The sequence below is a fragment of the Acidobacteriota bacterium genome, from assembly GCA_016715115.1.
Classification (GTDB): Bacteria; Acidobacteriota; Blastocatellia; order Pyrinomonadales; family Pyrinomonadaceae; genus JAFDVJ01.
Genome location: JADKBM010000004.1, coordinates 1,226,674 through 1,245,971 on the forward strand (window position 1 = coordinate 1,226,674; position 19,298 = coordinate 1,245,971).

The following is a 19,298-nucleotide window of genomic DNA, read 5'->3' on the forward strand; positions in this document are numbered from 1 at the left end:
TGCGTCCAGTGACTCTCAGATCGAGTCGGCGAAATCGTCCTCCATCCGCTTGAAGATCAAGAGCGAAACCAGCAACACCGCAAATGTGCCGATGCACGAAAGCGCGGTCAGCCTCCAGTCGATCTGTTCGCCGAAAAGGGCCGCTCGAAATCCCTGCAAAATGCCGGTCAACGGGTTAAATGCGATCAACGTCTGCGCCTTCGGCGGCAAAATATCGAGCGGATAAAAGATCGGCGAAATGAACATCCAGATCTGGAGCGCAAACGGCAGCGCGAATTTCACGTCGCGAAAACGGACGTTGAGCGCCGCAAAGAGCGTTCCGACACCCAATGCGAGGATCACCGTCAGTCCCAGAAAGACCGGGATCAGCAGTATCGCCGGCGAGACCGCAACGCCGTAAAAAGCCATCAGCGCGAGTAGGACGAACAAGCCCGGAACGAGATCGACAAGTCCGGCGAGCGTCGCTGCGATCGGCACGATCATTCGCGGAAAATAGACCTTTGTGACAAGATTCGTGTTGCCGATCAAACTGCCCGAAGCAAAGGTGACGGCGTTGAAAACGAACAGCCAAACGAGCAATCCGCTCAAAACATAGAGCGGGTACGGAGGGCCCGCCGTATCGAAACGGGCGATCTGGCTGAAAACGACGGCAAAGATCAAGGTCGTCAGAACCGGCTGCAGAACCGCCCAAAAAACGCCGATGGCGGTTTGCTTGTAGCGGACCTTGATGTCGCGCAAGGTAAGAAAGTAGAGCAACTCGCGATAGTTCCAAATGTCCTTCAAATCGAGTCTCAGGAAGCCGTGTTCGGGCCCGATCTTCGTGATCTGTGTTTCGTCAGCTCTCATCCTTTACCCATCGATTCTGACCCGGAGCGCGATCCGTCTTGCGATTTTATAGTCTTTCCGAATTGCGCTGCGTTCGTGATTCATCGTCGAACGGCAACCGTCGCCGTTGTTTGCAACTAACCGTTTCAGACTCTAAACTTTACCCGAAAGTATAGCGCAACTAAGAATCCGATGCTAAAGGAAGACATTCTCGAAGATCTCGCCTGCCCGCGCTGCAAATGTTCGCTGCCGGCCGGCGAACCGTTCAGATGTCCCGATTGCCGCACCGATTACCCGATCATCGGCGGAGTTCCGGTTTTGATCAACGACGACAACAGTCTTTTTAGGATCGCTGATTTCGTTGCGCAACGAGACACGACATACAAGACCGCCGTTCCGGCGTGGATGCGGTTTGCCAAGCGATTGGTTCCGTCGCTGAACCTTAACGTCAAATCGAAAGAGAATTTCGAAGAGCTGATCTCCCGGCTTGGAGAGCGCGGACCGAATCAACGACTGTTGGTTGTCGGCGGCGCGGTCGAAGGCGAGGGCTTCAAGATCAACGAACTTCCGGAGAGCATAGCGTTGGTCGAGACCGACGTCGCGTTCGGCGATCGGACAGCGATCGTCTGCGATGCGCACGATCTCCCGTTTCGGGAAGGAACATTCGACGGCGTTATCGTGCAGGCTGTCCTTGAGCACGTCGTCGATCCGGTTCGTTGCGTTTCCGAAATTCATCGCGTGCTCAAGGATGACGGGCTCGTTTATGCCGAAACTCCGTTTATGGCTCAGGTTCATCTTGGAAAGTATGATTTCCAGCGTTTCTCGCATCTCGCGCACCGGCGGCTTTTCCGGCGATTCACCGAGATTGCGAGCGGCGCGACGTGCGGGCCGGGAATGGCGCTTGCCTGGTCCTACGCGTATTTTCTCCAGAGTTTTTTCACGAGTCAGATCCTGCGGCGGATCGCGTTCGCGTTCGCGAGCTGGACGGGATTTTGGCTCAAGTACTTCGACTATTTCCTGATCGACAAGCCCGGGACCTACGACGCGGCGCTGAGTTATTACTTTTTCGGCACGCGATCCGAACTTGAACTCGACGACGTGGAACTGATCGGCGGTTATCGCGGGTCGATCCGCTGACGCGATAGGAAGCGCGCCGCTCGCGCCTTCCCAGCAAATACGAATCCCGGCACGAAAAACCTAAACAACATCCGCAGCGCGGCGGCGTGAGAGTCGGCACCCTTCAGATTCTGCCGAAAAAGCGTCCAGCCTTGGCGGCGATGCCCGTTGCGTATGAAATCGGCGACGCATCGGAATTTGAGTTTGGTCTGTGCGTTCTCGAGTTCGCTTTCGGTCAATCCCGTTTCGACGCGCGTCCGGCGTTGCGCCTCAAGCCATTCGTTCATCATCAGCGGGAAATCGGCGCTCGTGTTGTAACCGTGAATGCGCCAGGCTGACAGCATCTTTGGGTCAAGCGCAAACTCGCCGACCGCGGTCAGCCGCAGATAAAGTTCGTAATCTTCAAGTATCGAATCCTCGTTCCAACTGCATTTTTCGAGCGCCGAACGCCGGTAAACGACGCTCGCGCTCGTCGGAATGATCGGATAAAGAAGCATCGAAAGCGCATTGCCGTCTGCGTAAGCGCCCCATTTGTCGGTCGAGTCAAAAACATTGTCCGATTCGTCGACGAGGTAGGCGTGGCCATACGCGAGAACGGCCTTTGGACGTTGTTCGAGCAGCGCAACGCGACTGGCAAGAAACTCAGGCAACCAGATGTCGTCCGAACTGATGTAGGCGAAAAACTGACTTTCGGTCAGGCCGAAGCCCTCGTTCAATGTGGCGCAGAGTCCGCGGTTCTCGCGTACAATCAATTCCGAATCGAAATGGCAGTCGGCGAGGACGCGTTCGATGACGGCGACGGATTCGTCTTTTGAACCGTCGTCAATTACAATCAGTTTCTTCGGGCGCAACGTCTGCGCGAAGATCGAACGAAGTGTTCGCTCGACAAATGGCGCATGGTTGTAGCTCGGCACGAGAACGGTTACTTCGGACACGGGTGTAGTTTAGCGCGATACGTCCGAAGCCCGCTAATTTCGGAATTATGATTTGCGATCGCGGATTTGGGGATTTGCTAGCGGCTAAACGGTCCTTGCAAATCGCATCGCCGCAAATCCAGAATCAGAATCCAAAATCCAAAATCCCTATGCGGGTTCTTCATTTTCTCGACACGACAAATCGCGGCGGCGCTGAAACGCAGGTGCTCGACATCTGCCGCAACGCGCTCGATTTCGGTCTGGAAATGACATTTGTGACGGCGCAAGGTGGAACGCTTGAAGAGGAGTTTCGCGAGTCGGGCGCGGCATTCATTCGGCTCGGGCGCAAGTTCCCGATCGATCTTTATCTTGCGTCGCAGTTGCGCCGGATCATCAAGGAGCGCGGAATCGAGGTCGTTCACGGTTATCAGGCGGTCGAGGGCCTGCACCTTTATCTTGCGACGCGCGGATTGAAGAATGTCCGAAGGGTTCTGAGTTTCCAGGGTGGAACGGTTTATGACTGGAAGAACCGTCGAACGCTTCGGTTTCTGATTCCGCGAATGGACGCGAACGTTGTCGTCAGCAAGGGTTTGAAACGGCTTCACGCCGAAACCGATCGGTTCGACACGTCGAATTTTACCGTTATCCCGAACGGTGCCGATGCAAAACGCCTTAAACCGACGGGAAAGAGTCTCAAAAAGGAACTCGGGCTTTCGGGTGACGCGCGCCTGATCGGAATGGTCGGCAATTTCTACGCCGAACTACGCAAGGATCAGTTGACGGTCTGCCGCGCGCTGCCGCGTGTGTTCGACGAGCACCGGAATGCGAATATGGTCTTTGCCGGCAAGATCGAGAACGGCGCGGAGGACAAATTCGCCGATTGTCTGAACTTTTGCTTAAAGAACAACATCGCCGACCGCGTCCATTTCCTCGGCGGACGCAGCGATGTCGGAGACGTTCTTGCGGCGCTCGACGTCTTTGTTCTTTCGTCCCGGCGCGAGGGGTTGCCGGTCGCGGTTTCGGAAGCGATGCTCGCCGGTTTGCCGCTCGTCCTGTCCGACATCGAACCGCTCATCGAAGTTTCGGACAATGGACGCTGCGCCGAGATCTTCAAGACCGGAAATCCGGACGAACTCGCCGCGCGGTTGCTGGATCTTCTCGGCGACGAGGATCGGCGCCTCGCTCTCGCGGAAAGCGGTCGGCAGTTCGGGATCAAAAACTACAGCATCGAAGCGCACCTGCGCGGTTTGAAGGAGCTTTACGAACGGATCGTACGATGAAGATTCTGATCGGAATGCCGAGCAAAGATTCCTGGGGCGGTCCGGCGTCGAGCGAACCCCCGTTCGTCGATGCTTTGCGCGCAGCGGGCGTGGAGGTTACCGACGAGGTTTACGTTTACGGTGACAGGGACAAGCCGACTCCGATCTTCGAACGCATCCGGCGTGTTGTCAAAACCGCGAATCGGTTTCGCAAAATACTGAAGAAACAGGAATTCGACGTTATCCACCTAAACACGGCGTTCGATCTCAAGACGATACTTCGGGATTCGTTCTCGATCTTTTGGATGCGCCCCGGGAGCGCGAAGGTCTTTTTGAAGCTTCACGGTTCCGAAGCCGAAAGATTTGCCGAAACGAATTTTTTCGTCCGGTTTCTGATCAGTTTCCTGAAGCGCCGCGTTGACGGTTTCGGCATCCACACGCGGGAGGAGATGAAGAATTTCCTCGAGCTCGGCTTCGACGAACGGAAATTTCATTTTGTGAAGAACGCCGTCACCATCCACGCGGATTTGCCCGATAGTTTCGTCAGGGATCAAAAGGAACCAAACGGGCGATTCCGCCTGTTGTTCGTTTCTCGCTTCATTCCGGCAAAAGGCCTGATCGAGACGATTCGCGCCTGTGCGAACCTTCGTGATCGCGGATTCGACTTTGAGCTGATCGCGCTCGGGGACGGCGAAACTCGCTCCGAAGCCGAACGTCTCGTCGCCGAACTTGAACTTACGGACCGCGTGCACTTCACGGGTTACATCCCCGAATCGGACGTCACGAGCCACTTTTTCGATTGCGATATCTTCGTTTTTCCGACGCGCCATCCCGAAGGCTTTCCAAACGTACTTTTCAAGGCGGTCGCAGTCGGGCTGCCGATCGTGACCACACCGGTCCGCGCCGCCGCCGACTATATGAGCGAGCCGGAAAACTGTCTGTTTTCGACGCAGGATCCCGATAATATTGCCGAGAAGATCGGCAAACTGATTGAAAACACACAGCTTCGCGAATCAATGAGCGGTGAAAATCTGAAACTCGGCAAGTCGCTTTTGCCCGCCGAGATCGCGAGGGAATTTCTCGCGATCTATGAGAACCTTCGGTGACGCGGGCGATTTATCAACTAACACCTATCCGCTATCAACTATTCCGAATATCCCCGCTCTCGACTCAAAACCATAGCTGCCAAACCGGGCGTTTCCTTTACGCCCGCGATTTGCTATTTTCGTCATAGGAATTCCGTCAAATGTCCACGATCGCGTTTCCAAATCCGCGCCGGCACATATTCAGCGAATGGGTGCTGATCGGCGACTACTACTACAATGCCCGAGACATCATTGGTTTCGGGGGCGAAATGACGGTCGAGAATCTACGCACAGCGTATCGCAGCGGCATATTTCCATGGCATATCGAGGGCGTTCCGCTACCTTGGTTTTGTCCCGAACGACGAGCCATTCTCGAGTTTGAGAACTTGCGCGTTTCCCGGAGTCTGCGCCGTGAGTACCGCAAGACCGAGTTCACTTTTTCGATCGACCGGAGTTTCAGAGAGGTCGTCGAAAGCTGCGCCGCGACCGTTCGCAGCGATGGCGCCGGAACCTGGATCACCGCGGATTTCAAACTCGCATTCGGAGAACTTCATCGTGCGGGCGATGCCCACAGCGTCGAGGTTTGGGACGGCGATGAACTGGTCGGAGGACTCTACGGCGTCGACTCCGGCGGCGTTTTCTGCGGCGAGAGTATGTTCTTCAAACGATCAAACGCGTCCAAGTTCGCGCTGCTTTTTCTCGTCGAACATCTTCGCTCACGCGGCGCGACGTGGCTCGACATCCAAGTGATGACGCCGCATTTTGAAGCATTTGGCGCAAAAGAAATTGACCGCACGGAATTTTTGGATAAACTCGAGGAAACTTGCGCGTTGAAACTTGAACTATTTTGATATGGCTAATTTCCTTATTTACGGAGCAAACGGATATACCGGCGAACTGATCGCGCGGTACGCGGCCGAACGCGGGATGAAACCGATCCTCGCGGGACGCAACGCGGCCGGAATTGACGAAATCGCGCAACGATTCGGCTTCGAATCGCGCGTTTTTTCGCTTGAGGAGACCGAAAAACTCGATACAGCGCTCGGCGAGGTCGATTTCGTGATTCACGCGGCCGGACCGTTTTCGATCACGTCGCGGCCGATGGCCGAGGCGTGCCTGCGCACCAAGCGGCACTATCTCGATATAACCGGCGAGATCTCGGTGTTCGAATCGATGGCGCTCCTCGACGAACACGCAAAAGCCGCAGGCATTATGGTGATGCCGGGTGTCGGTTTCGATGTCGTACCGTCGGATTGCCTCGCGCGGCATCTTAAGGATCGCCTGCCGTCGGCGACCGAGCTGACGCTCGCGTTTTACGGGCTCGGGCGCATCTCACACGGAACGCAGGCGACGATGACGATGAACGTCGGGCGCGGCGGCGCGGTACGACGCGACGGCGAGATCGTGACCGTACCGTCGGCGTACAAGACTCGCGAGATCGATTTCGGCGAGTTCACGAAGACAGGCGTGACGATTCCGTGGGGGGATGTTTCGACGGCCTACTATTCGACCGGCATTCCCAATATTGAAGTTTATACCGTGCTGCCTGACTCGAGCCGGACGCTCTTGAAATTGAGCCGCTATCTCGGTTGGCTGCTGGCAACGGGTCCGATTCAGGCCGTCCTTCAAAAACAGATCCCGGCGGGCGGTCCGAGCGACGACGAACGGGCGAAAGGCAAGACCTATCTTTGGGGCCACGCGGCGGACGAAGACGGAAACGCCGTCGAAGCCCGCCAGTTCGGCCCCGAAGGCTATACGCTGACCGCGCTGACGGCCCTCAAGATCGCGGAGAAGATCCTCGGCGGAGAATTCTGTCCGGGTTTCCAAACACCGGCGAAATGTTACGGAGCCGATCTGATTCTCGAAATCGAAGGGACAAGTCGGGACTCTTGAATTGAGCATAGGATTCAGTTCACGTTTTGTGGATTTGGCTATATGGACAGAAGACGCTTCATACATCATTTGGGAGCATTTTCCGGCGGCTTGGCGCTGGCATGCAGCGGCTTGGGAAGGCGCGCCGAAGTTCTGGCGCAAACCGGCGACGTTTCGCGATTCAAGGCGCCGGGTTTCGGTGAACTCATTCCGACCAAAGCTTTGAATTCAGAAGTCTCTCATCTAGCACTCCCGAATGGGTTTAGGTACACGGTCATCGGAACGGCCGGCGATCGGATGTCGGACGGACGAATAACGCCCACCAAGCACGACGGAATGGCGACCTTCAAGGTTGGCGGCGAACTCCGCGTCGTGCGCAACCACGAGGTCGTTAACGACAAAATACCGGTTTCGGGCGCCGGGATCGGAACCGCGAATCATTATGACGAAACCGCCGGTGGCGGCACGACAACGCTTGTCATCAATCCGAAGACGCGTCTGATCGAACGCGATTTCGTGAGTCTGTCGGGAACGCTGATCAACTGTGCCGGCGGACCGACACCCTGGGGAAGTTGGATCTCGTGCGAAGAAACGACGCTGGGGCCGACCGTCCGGACGAGTTCGAGCGGTAAGAAGACCGGCGGTTTCGCGAAGCCGCACGGTTATTGTTTCGAGGTTCCGGCATCGGCCAATTCAGCGGTCACGCCCGTTCCGCTCAAAGCGATGGGGCGTTTCGTCCACGAAGCGATCGCCGTCGACAAGAAATCCGGAGTCGTTTATCTGACCGAAGACTACAACCCGGCCGGGTTTTACCGGTTTTTGCCGAAACGAAACAAGCGTCTCGCCGAAGGCGGCGTTCTCCAAGTTCTGAAAGTTGCCGACAGGGATAACTACGACACACGCAAAGGTCAGAGTACCGGGGCGGTTCTTAAAGCGAAATGGGTGACGATCGACAACCCGGATCCGGAAATCGCGGATACCGACGATGCGGCGGTGATAAAACAGGGAATTGCAAAGGGCTGTGCGGTCTTCACGCGTCTCGAAGGTATTTGCGCAGATGCTAAAGGCAGGATCTTCTTTGATTCAACCGACGGCGGCGAACATCGTGCCGGCCAGATCTGGTTGTACACACCGACCGGTAAAGATGAAGGAACGCTGACTCTGATGTTCGAATCGCCGAGCCGTGAGGTTCTCGATATGCCGGACAACATCTGTCTCCACCCGAAAAGCGGGCTCCTGTTTGTTTGCGAAGACAGCGATTACAAGGAAGTTTCGGGTAAGCCCGAAAACTTCGTACGAATTCTGACTGCGGACGGACGAATTGCCGATTTTGCGAAGAACATTTCGCCCGGCAAAGAATCCAGCGAGTTCGCCGGATCGGCTTTTTCACGCGACGGCAAAACTATGTTCGTGAATCTGCAAACGGTCGGAGCGACTTTTGCGATTTGGGGAGATTGGAAAAAGTTCAGGAACTAGCTAAGAATACTTGGTTTGGCGGGCCGCATTGAGAAAACCGACTGAGATTGACCGGTAATTTCGCGCAAAAAAGCTAGCACTCGACAAGAATGCCAATGCGGTTGCCAACTGCCGATAACTACCGGAACTAGGCTGCGGTTTCGAAGAGCGCGAGGATCTGCTTGCCTTCGCTGGAGCGCGGGTCGATCGTGCGGACGTGCTTGTGACCCTGCATTTCCCAGATTGCGGTCACGCTTCCTTCCTTTTCAACTGCATGATACGAAACATCTTGCGTGGTTTCAGTTGCCTCGGCCGTTTCTTCCGCCGTGACTGTTGCGTTCTCTGACATCAATTACAAAAATCTCCTGTTAAATTATCGTTTTCCTTCAAACTTATGATAGTACACGTATTGTCGCACACTTGGCAAAATACAGTCCACTATCCGCGCGCCGTGACACGTTGAAGAGTAGTTGAAATTCGGCAGTCCCGGCTAGCCGGCGTTCGATTCGGCCGGTTTGTTGATGAATGCGATCACGATTCCGTTGATTATCAACGAAACGGCATCGCCGATGATCTGTTTTACAACAACCGCTCCGGGGGTCGGTTGAACCGCATAATAGATCAGATACATCGGAATCGTCGCGACGCAGACAATTGCCAGCGCGAACCGGATTCCCTGCACAAGCCAAGGTCCATTGTTCATTCCCTGGCGATAAATCCAGACCAGCCCGGCCGCGATGAACACGTGAGCCAGAAGCATAAACGGAAAATAGCCGGCGGCGTCCGCTTCGGACCGAAACATCGACGTCAGCTTCATATATTCCGGATTCAGTATCACGCCGTGGACGACGAAACTCCCGCCCATTGCAATGACGAACGCAACGACCAGTGAAATGATGAACTTCGAATTCATATTCGATTCTCCTTTCGAGTTTTTTGGTTAGCGCCGAAAGTATAACCGAATTCTTAGATATCGCAACTATTTTCGCTTCAGTTCAAGCTCGTAGAACCAGAAATCGTTGTTCGGTTGATCGATCTTGAGCTGGTCTGTCTTGCCGTTGCCGTCGAGCGTGAACGTCACCCAACCGCGCGGGAAGTTGTAATTCACCGTCGGCCGCCATTTGATGAGCCACGTGTCGAAATGCCAGTGCTCGAGATCGGCGACGAAGTTCGGTGCGGGTTTGAGTCGCATCACCAGCTTTCCATTCTCGTCGTCGATCGTTACATCGCCGTACATCTCCGACGAATACGTGCCGGCGTAGTCCTTAAGCGCGAGCGACGGCTTGGTGTTGGCGACGCGCGAAGCGTCTTTTTTCTTGTCTTCGTCGGCCTCACGGGCCTTTGCCGCCTTGGAGCGCTCAAGCGCCTCGGCGCTCCAATCGCGTTTCGGCCCGTCGAGCATCGTGTCGAGAATCTTGTTGCGGATGTAGGCTGAGACGCTCGATTCGGAATTCGTCAGCACGACCACCGCGAGTTGCTCCTGCGGCAGAAAACACGTCTGCGAGATCATTCCGTCGAGCCCGCCCGAGTGATTGAGCATTTTGCGTCCGCGGTAGTCGGCGATGAAGAACCCGAGCCCGTAACCGTTCGTGATCTGTCCCGGCGCTTCTTTGGCCGGGAAAGGGTTCACCGGGATGAACATATTCTGAGTCTGAAGATCACCGACAAGCTTCTCCGGAATCAGTTGTTTGCCATCGAATTTTCCGCGGGCGAGCAGCATACGAAACCAGTTCGCCAGCTCGTTGACCGATGAATTGAGGCCCACGAGTCCGATTGCGTCGTCGAGTTTTCCAAGCGGAAGCGCGCGCATCTTGCCGGTCGATTCATTGTGCGGCGAGGCGTAATTTTCCTTGACGTCGCGGACGGACATTTTCGTCCGTTTCATTTTAAGCGGTTTGAGGATGCGTTCCTCGACGAACTTCGCCCACGGCATTCCCGACGCTTTTTCGACCACGCGCCCGGCGGCGAGGAACATCAGGTTCTGGTAACCATACTTGGTGCGAAAGCTCGAGGTCGGTTTCAAATACCGGACCCGCCGCAATATTTCATCGGTCGAATAGGTCGTGTCGTACCACAAGAGATCGCCGGAGAAAGTATCAAGCCCGCTACGATGCGAAAGAAGGTCACGGATCGTCAGTTCGTGCGTGACCCAAGGGTCATACATCTGAAATTCAGGAAGGTACTTCGAAACCTTGTCGTCCCAACCGCCGATCTTTTTTTCGGCGATCAGCATCGCGATGCTCGCGGCGGTGAACGCTTTCGAATTCGAGGCGATGGCGAACAGCGTGTCGGCGTCGACCTTTTCCGGCTTGTTGATGTCGCGCACTCCGTAACCTTTGGAAAAGATCACTTTGTCGTCTTTGACAATCGCGACGGCAACGCCCGGAACATTCCATTCGGCGCGCGTCTTTTCGGCGTAGGCATCGATCTCTGCAAGCTTCGCGGTGTAGTCCTGTGCGGCTGCCTGAAAAACAAGGAAAATCACAAAACCAATTAGAAGTAGAAAGCGTTTATTCATATGTAGGCTCATCGTTTTGGGCTTTTTAGAGAGATTATCACGAGTGCGGCAAAGAATCGCAACGGGAGGTTCCTAAACAATGCCACTATTAATACTGCTCTTCGTTATTCTGGTTGTCGCGGCTTCGGGAATCAGGGTCGCTCAGGAATACCAGCGCGCGGTCAAATTCAGGCTCGGACGGTTCAAGTCCGTAAAGGGGCCCGGAATCTATTACCTCGTTCCCATAATCGACCGGCAACAGAAGGTCGATATTCGAACGACAACGGTAAACCTTGAGCAACAGGAGACGATTACCAAGGACAGCGTGACCATCAAGGTCAACGCGGTTTTATGGTTCCGGATCGTTGACGCGTCGAAGGCAATCCTTGAGGTCGCCAATTACGAGCAGGCCGTTTACCAGTTCTCGGTCACGGCACTTCGGAACATCATCGGACAAAACCAGCTCGACGAGGTTCTCAAAGAGCGCGAGAAGATCAACCAGACGCTTCAGAAGATGGTCGACTCGACGACCGAACCGTGGGGCATAAAGATCGAAATGGTCGAGATGAAGGACGTTGAAATCCCTGAATCGATGCAGCGCGCAATGGCCCGCGAGGCCGAAGCCATCCGCGAAAAGCGCGCCCGTTTGATCAAGGCCGAGGCCGAACTCGAGGCTTCGGTAAAGCTGACGCAGGGCGCGAAACAGATGGAAGAAAGCCCGATTGCGCTTGAACTCAGACGTATGCAAATGTTGTCGGAGATCGGGATCGACAACAACACGACGACGGTCGTGCTGATCCCGTCCGAATTTTCGGAAGCGGCGAAGCGTTTTGCGAAGTCGAGTTAGAGAGTGATCAGTCGACGAAGATCTCGTCAACGAAAATGAACGCATCGAAGCCGGCGCCGGGATGCCAGGCGGGGATTTTGCCGAGGTTTCGCGCTGTCGCGCGAACGTATCGCGCCTTCGCCGGCGCGATCTTCGCGCGATAATCGCGAATTCTGTGTTCCATATCCTCTGCCGGGACGTCGGTCACTATTTCGGCGGCTTTTGTGAAATTGACGCCATCGTTCGAGATCTCGAATTCAACTTTCACCGGCATCCAGATCCACGAACGCGCGACCTGCAGAAAACCGCCGCCGAGCTCCCGGATCTCGGTTTCGCGTTTGAGATCGATGACCGCAACAAAATCCTGCGATTGATATCCCTGCCACTCGCCGGAGGCGAAATTCGTCGTTCCGCGGATGCCGTCGATCAGTCCTTTCGGGCCGCCGCCGGTGTACTGTCGATTGTATGTCGAGAACAACGTGACGTCCCAATCGTGCGGCATTTTCGTCAGGACGGATTCGACGGGAATGCTCTCAGATCCGTCTTTGAAAACTGCAACCGCGCGGATCGTTGCCGATCTGTTTAGCTTGAATGGTTTCGTGTAGAGCTTCGGAGCTTCGTCCAGTGGGCCGGAATCGACTATCGAATACGAAACAGTGGCGTTTGGATCGGGGCGTGAGATCTTCACCGTCGCTTCGCCGTCGAAACTGCGCGGCGCCTCGATCGTCGGAACTGCGGGCGATTCCTGGTTGATTTTCGAAACCGGTGCGGCGGTGAACCACTTCAAATTCGGCTTCGGGCCCATCGTAAATTCGATCGTTCCGCCGGCGTTGATCTCGTTGTGTGTAATGTACGATCTCCGCAAAGGCCTGCCGTTGAGCCGCACGGACTGGACATAGTAGTTCGTCGCCGAAACATCGTTCGCTCTGACGGTAAATAACTTTCCGTTCTCGAGCCTGATCGTCGCCGACGGAAAGAGCGGCGTTCCGAGCGCGTAGGTCGGATCGGACGGATTCACCGGATAAAACCCGAGCGCGCTCAGAATGTACCACGCCGACATCTGGCCGCAGTCTTCGTTGCCGATCAGCCCGTCCGGCTCCGGTTTGTAGAATTCATCGAGGATCTTCCTTATGTAAAACTGAGTCCGCCACGGCCGGCTGGCGTAATTGAAAAGATAAGCGATGTGATGCGACGGTTCGTTGCCGTGCGCGTATTGCCCGATCAATCCGGTGATGTCCGGCTGAACGCGTCCCGTCAGCGGTTCCTTCGTCGCGAAAAGCTCTTCCAGCCGATCGGCGAACGGCGCCGCACCGCCGTGAAGTTTCATCAACCCGGAGACGTCCTGCGGGACGAAGAACGAGTAAACCCACGAATTTCCCTCGGTAAAATGAAACGTCACTTCGCCCGGAGCGAACGGCGAGATCCAGTTGCCGTTCTGTTTCGGGCGCATAAAACGAGTTTCGCGATCGAACAGGTTCTTGTAGAACTGTGCCCGGCGAAGATAGTTCGACTCGTCATCCGGCTTTTTCAGAATCCGCGCCATAACCGCGATACAGTAGTCGTTGTAAGCGTATTCGAGCGTTTTCGAGACCGACTCCTGCTCGTCTTCCATCGAAATGTAGCCGCGGCGTTTGTAGTCCTTGAGCCCAAAATGATCGAGCGTCGCGCTGTGTTTGGCCGCCTCGAACGCTTTTTCGTAATCGAATCCGCCGATTCCTTTCGCCATCGCGTCGGCAATCACCGAAACGGCGTGATAACCGATCATCGTGTCGGTTTCGTTTCCGGCGAGTTCCCAGACCGGAAGACGTCCGCCCTGTTCATACATTCGGATAAACGTATTGACAAAATCGGCTGTCCGCTTGCGGTCGATGATCGTGTACAGCGGATGGGCCGCGCGGAAAGTGTCCCAAAGGGAAAATACAGTGTAGTTGGATTGCGGATTTGTGATCTGGGATTTGGGATTTGAGTGGATCTGTTTGTCCAGCCCGCGATATGAACCGTCGAAATCGTCGAAAACATTCGGCTGGATCGCGGTGTGATAGAGCGCTGAATAGAAGTTCGTCATTTGGGCGTCAGTGCCGCCGGAAACTTCGATCTTCGAAAGCTCTTTGTTCCAACTCGCGCGCGCATCGGTGCGAACCTTGTCGAAGTTCCAGTGCGGAAGTTCCGCCTGCAGATTCCTTCGCGCGCCCGTGATTCCGGTCGGCGAAAGCGCCACTTTGACCATCACAGGTTTTCCCTCGGTCGTATCGAAACGGAGCGCGATCTGCTTTTCTTCGTTCTCATTCTTGATCGCCTCAAACGGTTGCGAAAACTCGGCAACGAAGTAAACGATCTGATCCCGTGCCCACGATGAAGAACGGCGATACCCCTCGATCCGCGTCGAACCGACGATCTTCAGTTCAAATCCGGTGACCTTGTCGCGATGCTTGAGATCGACGATCAGGTTTGCCTCGCTCGTCGCCGGAAACGTGTATCGATGAAATCCGACACGCGTCGTCGCCGTCATTTCGGCGAGAATGTTTCCCTCTTCGAGACGCACCGAATAGAATCCGGGCTCCGCTTTTTCGTTTTCGTGTTTGAAAGTCGAAGCGTAACCGTTTTCGCTCAAGTCACCGGATTTGGCGAAAAACTCGGGTTCGCCGATCGTCGGCGCGAAAAGTACATCGCAGTAATCCGGGATTCCCGTACCGCTCAGATGAGTGTGCGAAAAACCCCAAATGACGTTGTCGGAGTAATGGTAGCCCGACGATCCGTCCCAGTTGTCCTCGCGCGTGTCGGGCGAAAGTTGGACCATCCCGAACGGCACCGTCGCGCCCGGAAAAGTGTGGCCGTGACCGCCCGTTCCGATGAAAGGATTGACATAACGCGCCGGATCGGCACCCAACTGCCCGAAAGCAGGCAGGGAGAGGAACAAGACCGTGAAGATCAAAACGATAGGAGTTCTCATACTTATTTTGCCACAAAAGTGAGCGCCGTTTTTCCCGGCGGCAGCTCGATCCAGAATCCAGTATTGTTCGAGCGATTCCGCAAACGGACATCCTGCGGCTTCGACGCTTCGTTGATCGCCAGATAAAGAATCGAATCGGCAAACTCGGTCGCGCGAACGAGCAGCGACGGATTTCCGTCACGAAGTTCGAACAGCGGCTCGAGCTTCGCTTCCTGAAACACCAGCCGATAGAACTCCTCGATCGGCACGAGCGTGTCGCCGACCTCGAGCGGAACCGGAGACCAGATGATCCGTCCGTTTCCAACCGGAAAAATCCTAACAGTGTCCTCCGCCTTTGCCCGCTCAAGGCGCTGGATCTTTTCACCGCCGAATCGAACCTGAAGGTCTTTGTCGCCGATCCTGAACGATTCGAACTGCGCGACCGGAACCGCGCCGCCGATCTCCGTCATCGCTCCGAGCCGTTCGCGCGGTTCAAGATACTCGTTCTCCTCAAAAAATCCGGTGATCGCGACGGTTGCCCCGTTCCTCGCCATTTCGAGAATCCGCGTCCAAGCGGCGTCGGTCAAAACGCGCGGGCTCGGGATCAGCAACACGCGCGGCGTTTCACGGAGTGATCCGAGCCTGTACTCGGATACCGCGCGGAGCATTTGCCGCAAATGGTAATGGGCTACGCGCACGGCGCGCTTCGTCGCCTCGCCTGCGAAGTTCCTCGGCGTGAACTGATACGAGTGCGGGATGACGAGCAAGGCCTGCTCGTCGATTCGTCCCTGAAAATTGTCACGATTCCTCCGGACCCAAACGGCGAGATCCTCGAAGACGCGAAGTTCCGGTTTTGCCGAGCCGTCGACACGAAGGAAACCGATTCCGGCCTCGTTGTCGATGTTCATAAACGGATTCGTGTTCCAGATCCATTCGATGAATCCGCACGCGTTCGCGCCGATCCCGAGCGCCATTTTCCGGTTCAGAAGGTCGGCGACCGTCTGTTCGTCACGCCACGCCGATCCGTCGGCCTTCTCGTACGACATCACGCCGGTTTCCTGGATCAGATTCGGCGTGTCGGGCGATTTTGAAACGACATTATCCCATAGCAGATCGTCGTTCGACCACCAGTTGTGAAGCGAGGTCAGATCGACCGATGCGGAATGGAACTGCGGGCTTGGACTGTCTCCGGTTCCGCCTTCGTCCTGTCCGACCGTGACGAGTTGTTCGGCACTGCCTTCGGCGCGAAGGGTCGTCGCGAGATCGCGAGCCCAATCTGCGAAGATGTCTTGGGCGAAAAGCCGAAAATCGAGCGCTTTCATCGGACGGCGATCCGCGATGATGTTGACCGATTCGAAATCTTCGAAGCGCGGGAGATCGAACGGATCTTCGCGATCCGTGAGGCGCCATTTCGATCGGAGAATCTCGGCGAGTTCGATCTCGTTACTCTCGTCGAATTTCTTCGCGAGCCAGGCGCGCCAGGCGTCTTTTTCAAATTCATCGTAATTCGGACGGCACGACCAGAGGTTCTTCGGATTAGCGAACGAAGGTTCATTGATCAGGTCCCACGAAACGTCCCTGGCCTTTCTGGCGCGCCTCGCGAATGCGCGAAGAAAACGCTTTTGTCCGTCGATCGCTTTCGGGTCGAGATACGCGTTTTTTCCGCCGAACGTCTCGGGGATGAACGCGAAGAAAGTGAACATCACCGGGATGTCGAATTTCCGGGCCGTCAGCAGAAACGCCTCGAACGCGCGGAGAACCGGTTCGCGGACCGTTCCGTCCGGGTTCAGATACAACTTCCATCCGGTCCAAATCCCGGTGCGGATCATATTCACTCCGGACGATTTCATCGCCGCAAAATCGTCGTACCAAACCGCGGGATTCGGTTCGAGAAGGAATCGGCGGGCAACGTCGGAAGCCATATAGGTCGTTCCCGTGACGGGGAATGGCTTGCCGTCGCGGTTCAGGAAATGACGGTCGGCGGTGATCGCGCTGCCCGATGCAAGCAGCGCCGGGTCGCGGATCCAAAATCCCGTTTTCAGGGCGCGTGCGTGGGGTCGGCCAGTGCGGTTGATACTTAGCGTGATGTTCACGGTGTAGTATCCGGGCGCGTACGGGTATATCCCGTCGGAAAGTACTATTCGCAACGGGTTCGATCCGTCAATTTTGCCGGCATCCGTCCGGACGTTTCCGAAAACGCGCGTCCCGTTGGCGTCGGCAACTTCAATGCCGACACTCTGCGCCGTCAGCGTCCCTGGCCGCGCCGGATCTTCGGCCGAGATCTTGAGTATTGGGATCCATTTCTCTTCGTAACAGGCAAAATCGGTCGCGGCATTGATCTCGAGCGCGCCGACGGCGGCGATCTCGGCCAACTGCCGGATGAGTTCCGGATTCGCCGTTCCTTCAAATGTTGCGAAAACCCATCGCCCGCCGGCGAATTCGCCGAGTCGGCGGTCGATAAGGACGGCGGGCGCGGAGATAACGCGTTGTCGCGCGTCGAGCCCATGGGCAAGCGCGCTCAACGTTGCCTCGCGCGTTCCGTCGCTGCCGGATTCGTCGGGAAAATCGACTCTGGTCGTGAGTTTCGGGTAAAGCGCGAAGCATCGCTTGACACGGATCGATTCCGGCAAAGCGTTCAGGACGTCGGAACGGTAAGTGATCGCAGGCACGCATTCGAACGATTGCAGGATTCCGAGACGTTTGTGGAAATTGACCTGCCGCGTTTCCGCCCGACCGTTCGCGACGGGGACGGCGAACGGAACCCCGCCCAGATTGAGCAGATTTCCGCCTTTCGAGAGATACCCAAAGATCGCCGGCCAAGCTGACTTCGGAAACGCCGCACCGTACGGATTGACGAACAGGTCGGCGCCGGCGGCGAGTGCTTGCGGCAATCGAGCCGAATCGGCGAAAACTACTCGGTGCCCGCGAAGCGCGGAATCAAGCGCTGCCTCAGCTCCCTCGAACCCGTTGACGATCGGGAAGCCTTTCTCCTGAAAAACAATGATCTTCAGCTCGGGCGACGGACCTGCGAACCCGACCGCAGTCGACGCCAGCGTCGCAAATCCCGTGGCCGTCAATCTGGAGATGAATTCGCGTCGGTCCATAGCAGTTTCCGAATCAGGCCAACATAGCACGCTTCTCGCTCCAGCGGCCGCGCGTAAAATCGGGGAACTTGATCGGCATCGAGCCCTTCGCGACCGATTCGGCGCTCATCGGGAACGGGGCCGTCCAGCTCGCACCGTCGTAAACATCATTGTCCGGAACAAGTCCTTCGTTGAAGTATTGCACGATCCGCCAGGCCATCACGAAGTCCATTCCGCCGTGGCCGGCTCCGCGCGCCTTTTCGCCGAGTTTTTTCCAGAGCCAGTGCTCGTATTTGTCCTTGACCTTTTCGATCGTCGTCCATTTATGACCGCCTTCCTGGCCGTCAAGATAGAGGCGGCCGGGGAAATCGGTGAACGCGCCCTTGGTACCCTGAATGTGATTGTGGCGAGTGTACGGGCGGGGTGTCGAAACGTCGTGCTGGAGCATGATCGACACGCCTTTCGCGGTTTTGATGATCGACGTATTCATATCACCGCAGATGTACTTCTCGCGCCATTTCGGCGAGTCCTTTTTCTCGGTCTTTTCGCGATAGGCATCGAGCGATCGCTGTGGGGACGATACCGAAACGAGGTAGTCAAACCTGTCGCCGCGATTGATGTCGAGATAGTTGGCGACCGGGCCCAGTCCGTGTGTCGGATAAAGATTTCCGTTGACTCGCGTATGCCACGCGCGGCGCCACAGGCCCTCGCTGCGACCCTCGTTCACGATCCATCGCAAATCGTGAATGTAGGCCGCCTCGGCGTGGGTCAAATCACCGAAAACGTCGTCGCGGACCATATTGAGAACAAGCAGTTCGTTATAGTTGAAGCAGCAATTCTCGAGCATCAAACAGTGTTTTCGCGTGCGTTCCGACGTTTCGACAAGCTTCCAGATGTCCTTCATCGTCGTCGCCATCGGGACCTCGACGCCGACGTGTTTGCCGGCCTCCATCGCGGCGATCGCCTGCGGCGCGTGCCATTCCCAGGGCGTCGCGATGTAAACGAAATCGATATCATCTCGCGCGACGAGTTTTTGAAACGCGTAATCGCCGTCGGTGTAGAGTTCCGGCGCGGGCCGCCCGGCTTTCTCGATCATCGCGCGCCCTTCTTCGGCGTTAGCTTTGACGTTGTCGCAGATCGCTTTGATCTCGAGATTCTCGATGCCGAGAAAATCCTGGATCATTGACGTTCCGCGTTCGCCGCTGCCGATGATCCCGAAGCGGACTTTGTCTCGCTTTTCAAACGGCACTCCGATCATCGATTTGCCCGCGGGTTTTGCTTCGGAATTTGTTACCAGCGTCGCCGCGATCGTCGCGACGGCGCCTGTTTTGAAAAGATCGCGTCTTGAAATTTTTTCGCTCATATTTTCGTTTGGAGTTCCGCCTTCAGGCGGCCTCCACGTTGAACTCGACTCTGCGCAAATAAGTTCAGAACCGT

15 protein-coding genes are annotated in these 19,298 nt (G+C 56.0%); 7 read left to right on the forward strand and 8 right to left on the reverse strand.

The window, feature by feature from the left end; all coding sequences use genetic code 11:
- Window positions 1-15 precede the first annotated feature (15 nt).
- Window positions 16-846 carry an ABC transporter permease gene (locus IPN69_07655; protein MBK8810595.1) on the reverse strand — a complete coding sequence of 277 codons (831 nt, stop codon included), beginning with the start codon at window positions 844-846 and terminating at the stop codon, window positions 16-18.
- Between the two features lie 171 nt (window positions 847-1,017).
- On the opposite strand from IPN69_07655, the gene IPN69_07660 reads away from it, so the two are divergent.
- The gene (locus IPN69_07660) at window positions 1,018-1,962 is read left to right on the forward strand and encodes a methyltransferase domain-containing protein (GenBank protein MBK8810596.1); all 945 of its coding nucleotides are present in this window, start codon (window positions 1,018-1,020) and stop codon (window positions 1,960-1,962) included.
- On the opposite strand, the gene IPN69_07665 is transcribed toward IPN69_07660, so the two are convergent.
- Window positions 1,941-2,876: a glycosyltransferase family 2 protein gene (locus IPN69_07665; protein ID MBK8810597.1), complete on the reverse strand. Its 936-nt coding sequence runs from the start codon at window positions 2,874-2,876 to the stop codon at window positions 1,941-1,943. The two genes, IPN69_07660 and IPN69_07665, sit on opposite strands and share 22 nt — an antisense overlap.
- 149 nt (window positions 2,877-3,025) lie before the next feature.
- Between IPN69_07665 and IPN69_07670 the strand changes: the two genes are divergently transcribed.
- The 5 genes from IPN69_07670 to IPN69_07690 all read left to right on the forward strand — a co-directional run bounded on the left by IPN69_07670 (window position 3,026) and on the right by IPN69_07690 (window position 8,547).
- On the forward strand, window positions 3,026-4,135 hold the full coding sequence (locus tag IPN69_07670; GenBank protein MBK8810598.1) for a glycosyltransferase: 1,110 nt from the start codon (window positions 3,026-3,028) through the stop codon (window positions 4,133-4,135).
- Complete coding sequence (locus tag IPN69_07675; GenBank protein ID MBK8810599.1) at window positions 4,132-5,220, forward strand: glycosyltransferase family 4 protein; 1,089 nt, start codon at window positions 4,132-4,134, stop codon at window positions 5,218-5,220. Before IPN69_07670 ends, IPN69_07675 begins: the two co-directional genes overlap by 4 nt.
- A 140-nt stretch (window positions 5,221-5,360) precedes the next feature.
- The gene (locus IPN69_07680) at window positions 5,361-6,050 is read left to right on the forward strand and encodes a leucyl/phenylalanyl-tRNA--protein transferase (GenBank protein MBK8810600.1); all 690 of its coding nucleotides are present in this window, start codon (window positions 5,361-5,363) and stop codon (window positions 6,048-6,050) included.
- Window position 6,051: 1 nt separating this feature from the next.
- Complete coding sequence (locus tag IPN69_07685) at window positions 6,052-7,092, forward strand: saccharopine dehydrogenase NADP-binding domain-containing protein (protein MBK8810601.1); 1,041 nt, start codon at window positions 6,052-6,054, stop codon at window positions 7,090-7,092.
- Window positions 7,093-7,134: 42 nt separating this feature from the next.
- Entirely contained in the window at window positions 7,135-8,547 is a 1,413-nt protein-coding gene (locus tag IPN69_07690; protein ID MBK8810602.1) for a DUF839 domain-containing protein, read from the forward strand.
- 127 nt (window positions 8,548-8,674) lie between these two features.
- Here IPN69_07690 and IPN69_07695 read toward each other — a convergent pair whose 3' ends face one another.
- From IPN69_07695 to IPN69_07705, 3 genes are all read right to left on the reverse strand, one after another.
- Window positions 8,675-8,875, reverse strand: coding sequence for a hypothetical protein (locus IPN69_07695; GenBank protein MBK8810603.1), 201 nt, complete (start codon window positions 8,873-8,875; stop codon window positions 8,675-8,677).
- Between the two features lie 141 nt (window positions 8,876-9,016).
- Entirely contained in the window at window positions 9,017-9,439 is a 423-nt protein-coding gene (locus IPN69_07700; GenBank protein ID MBK8810604.1) for a hypothetical protein, read from the reverse strand.
- A 66-nt stretch (window positions 9,440-9,505) separates the two neighbouring features.
- Window positions 9,506-11,011: a serine hydrolase gene (locus tag IPN69_07705; protein MBK8810605.1), complete on the reverse strand. Its 1,506-nt coding sequence runs from the start codon at window positions 11,009-11,011 to the stop codon at window positions 9,506-9,508.
- A gap of 112 nt (window positions 11,012-11,123) precedes the next feature.
- On the opposite strand from IPN69_07705, the gene IPN69_07710 reads away from it, so the two are divergent.
- The gene (locus IPN69_07710) at window positions 11,124-11,870 is read left to right on the forward strand and encodes a slipin family protein (protein MBK8810606.1); all 747 of its coding nucleotides are present in this window, start codon (window positions 11,124-11,126) and stop codon (window positions 11,868-11,870) included.
- A gap of 7 nt (window positions 11,871-11,877) precedes the next feature.
- On the opposite strand, the gene IPN69_07715 is transcribed toward IPN69_07710, so the two are convergent.
- The 3 genes from IPN69_07715 to IPN69_07725 are packed head-to-tail and all read right to left on the reverse strand — an operon-like array spanning window position 11,878 to window position 19,224.
- Entirely contained in the window at window positions 11,878-14,799 is a 2,922-nt protein-coding gene (locus IPN69_07715) for a GH92 family glycosyl hydrolase (protein ID MBK8810607.1), read from the reverse strand.
- A gap of 2 nt (window positions 14,800-14,801) precedes the next feature.
- Window positions 14,802-17,882 carry a hypothetical protein gene (locus tag IPN69_07720; protein ID MBK8810608.1) on the reverse strand — a complete coding sequence of 1,027 codons (3,081 nt, stop codon included), beginning with the start codon at window positions 17,880-17,882 and terminating at the stop codon, window positions 14,802-14,804.
- A 13-nt stretch (window positions 17,883-17,895) separates the two neighbouring features.
- Window positions 17,896-19,224: a Gfo/Idh/MocA family oxidoreductase gene (locus tag IPN69_07725; protein MBK8810609.1), complete on the reverse strand. Its 1,329-nt coding sequence runs from the start codon at window positions 19,222-19,224 to the stop codon at window positions 17,896-17,898.
- Window positions 19,225-19,298 lie beyond the last annotated feature (74 nt).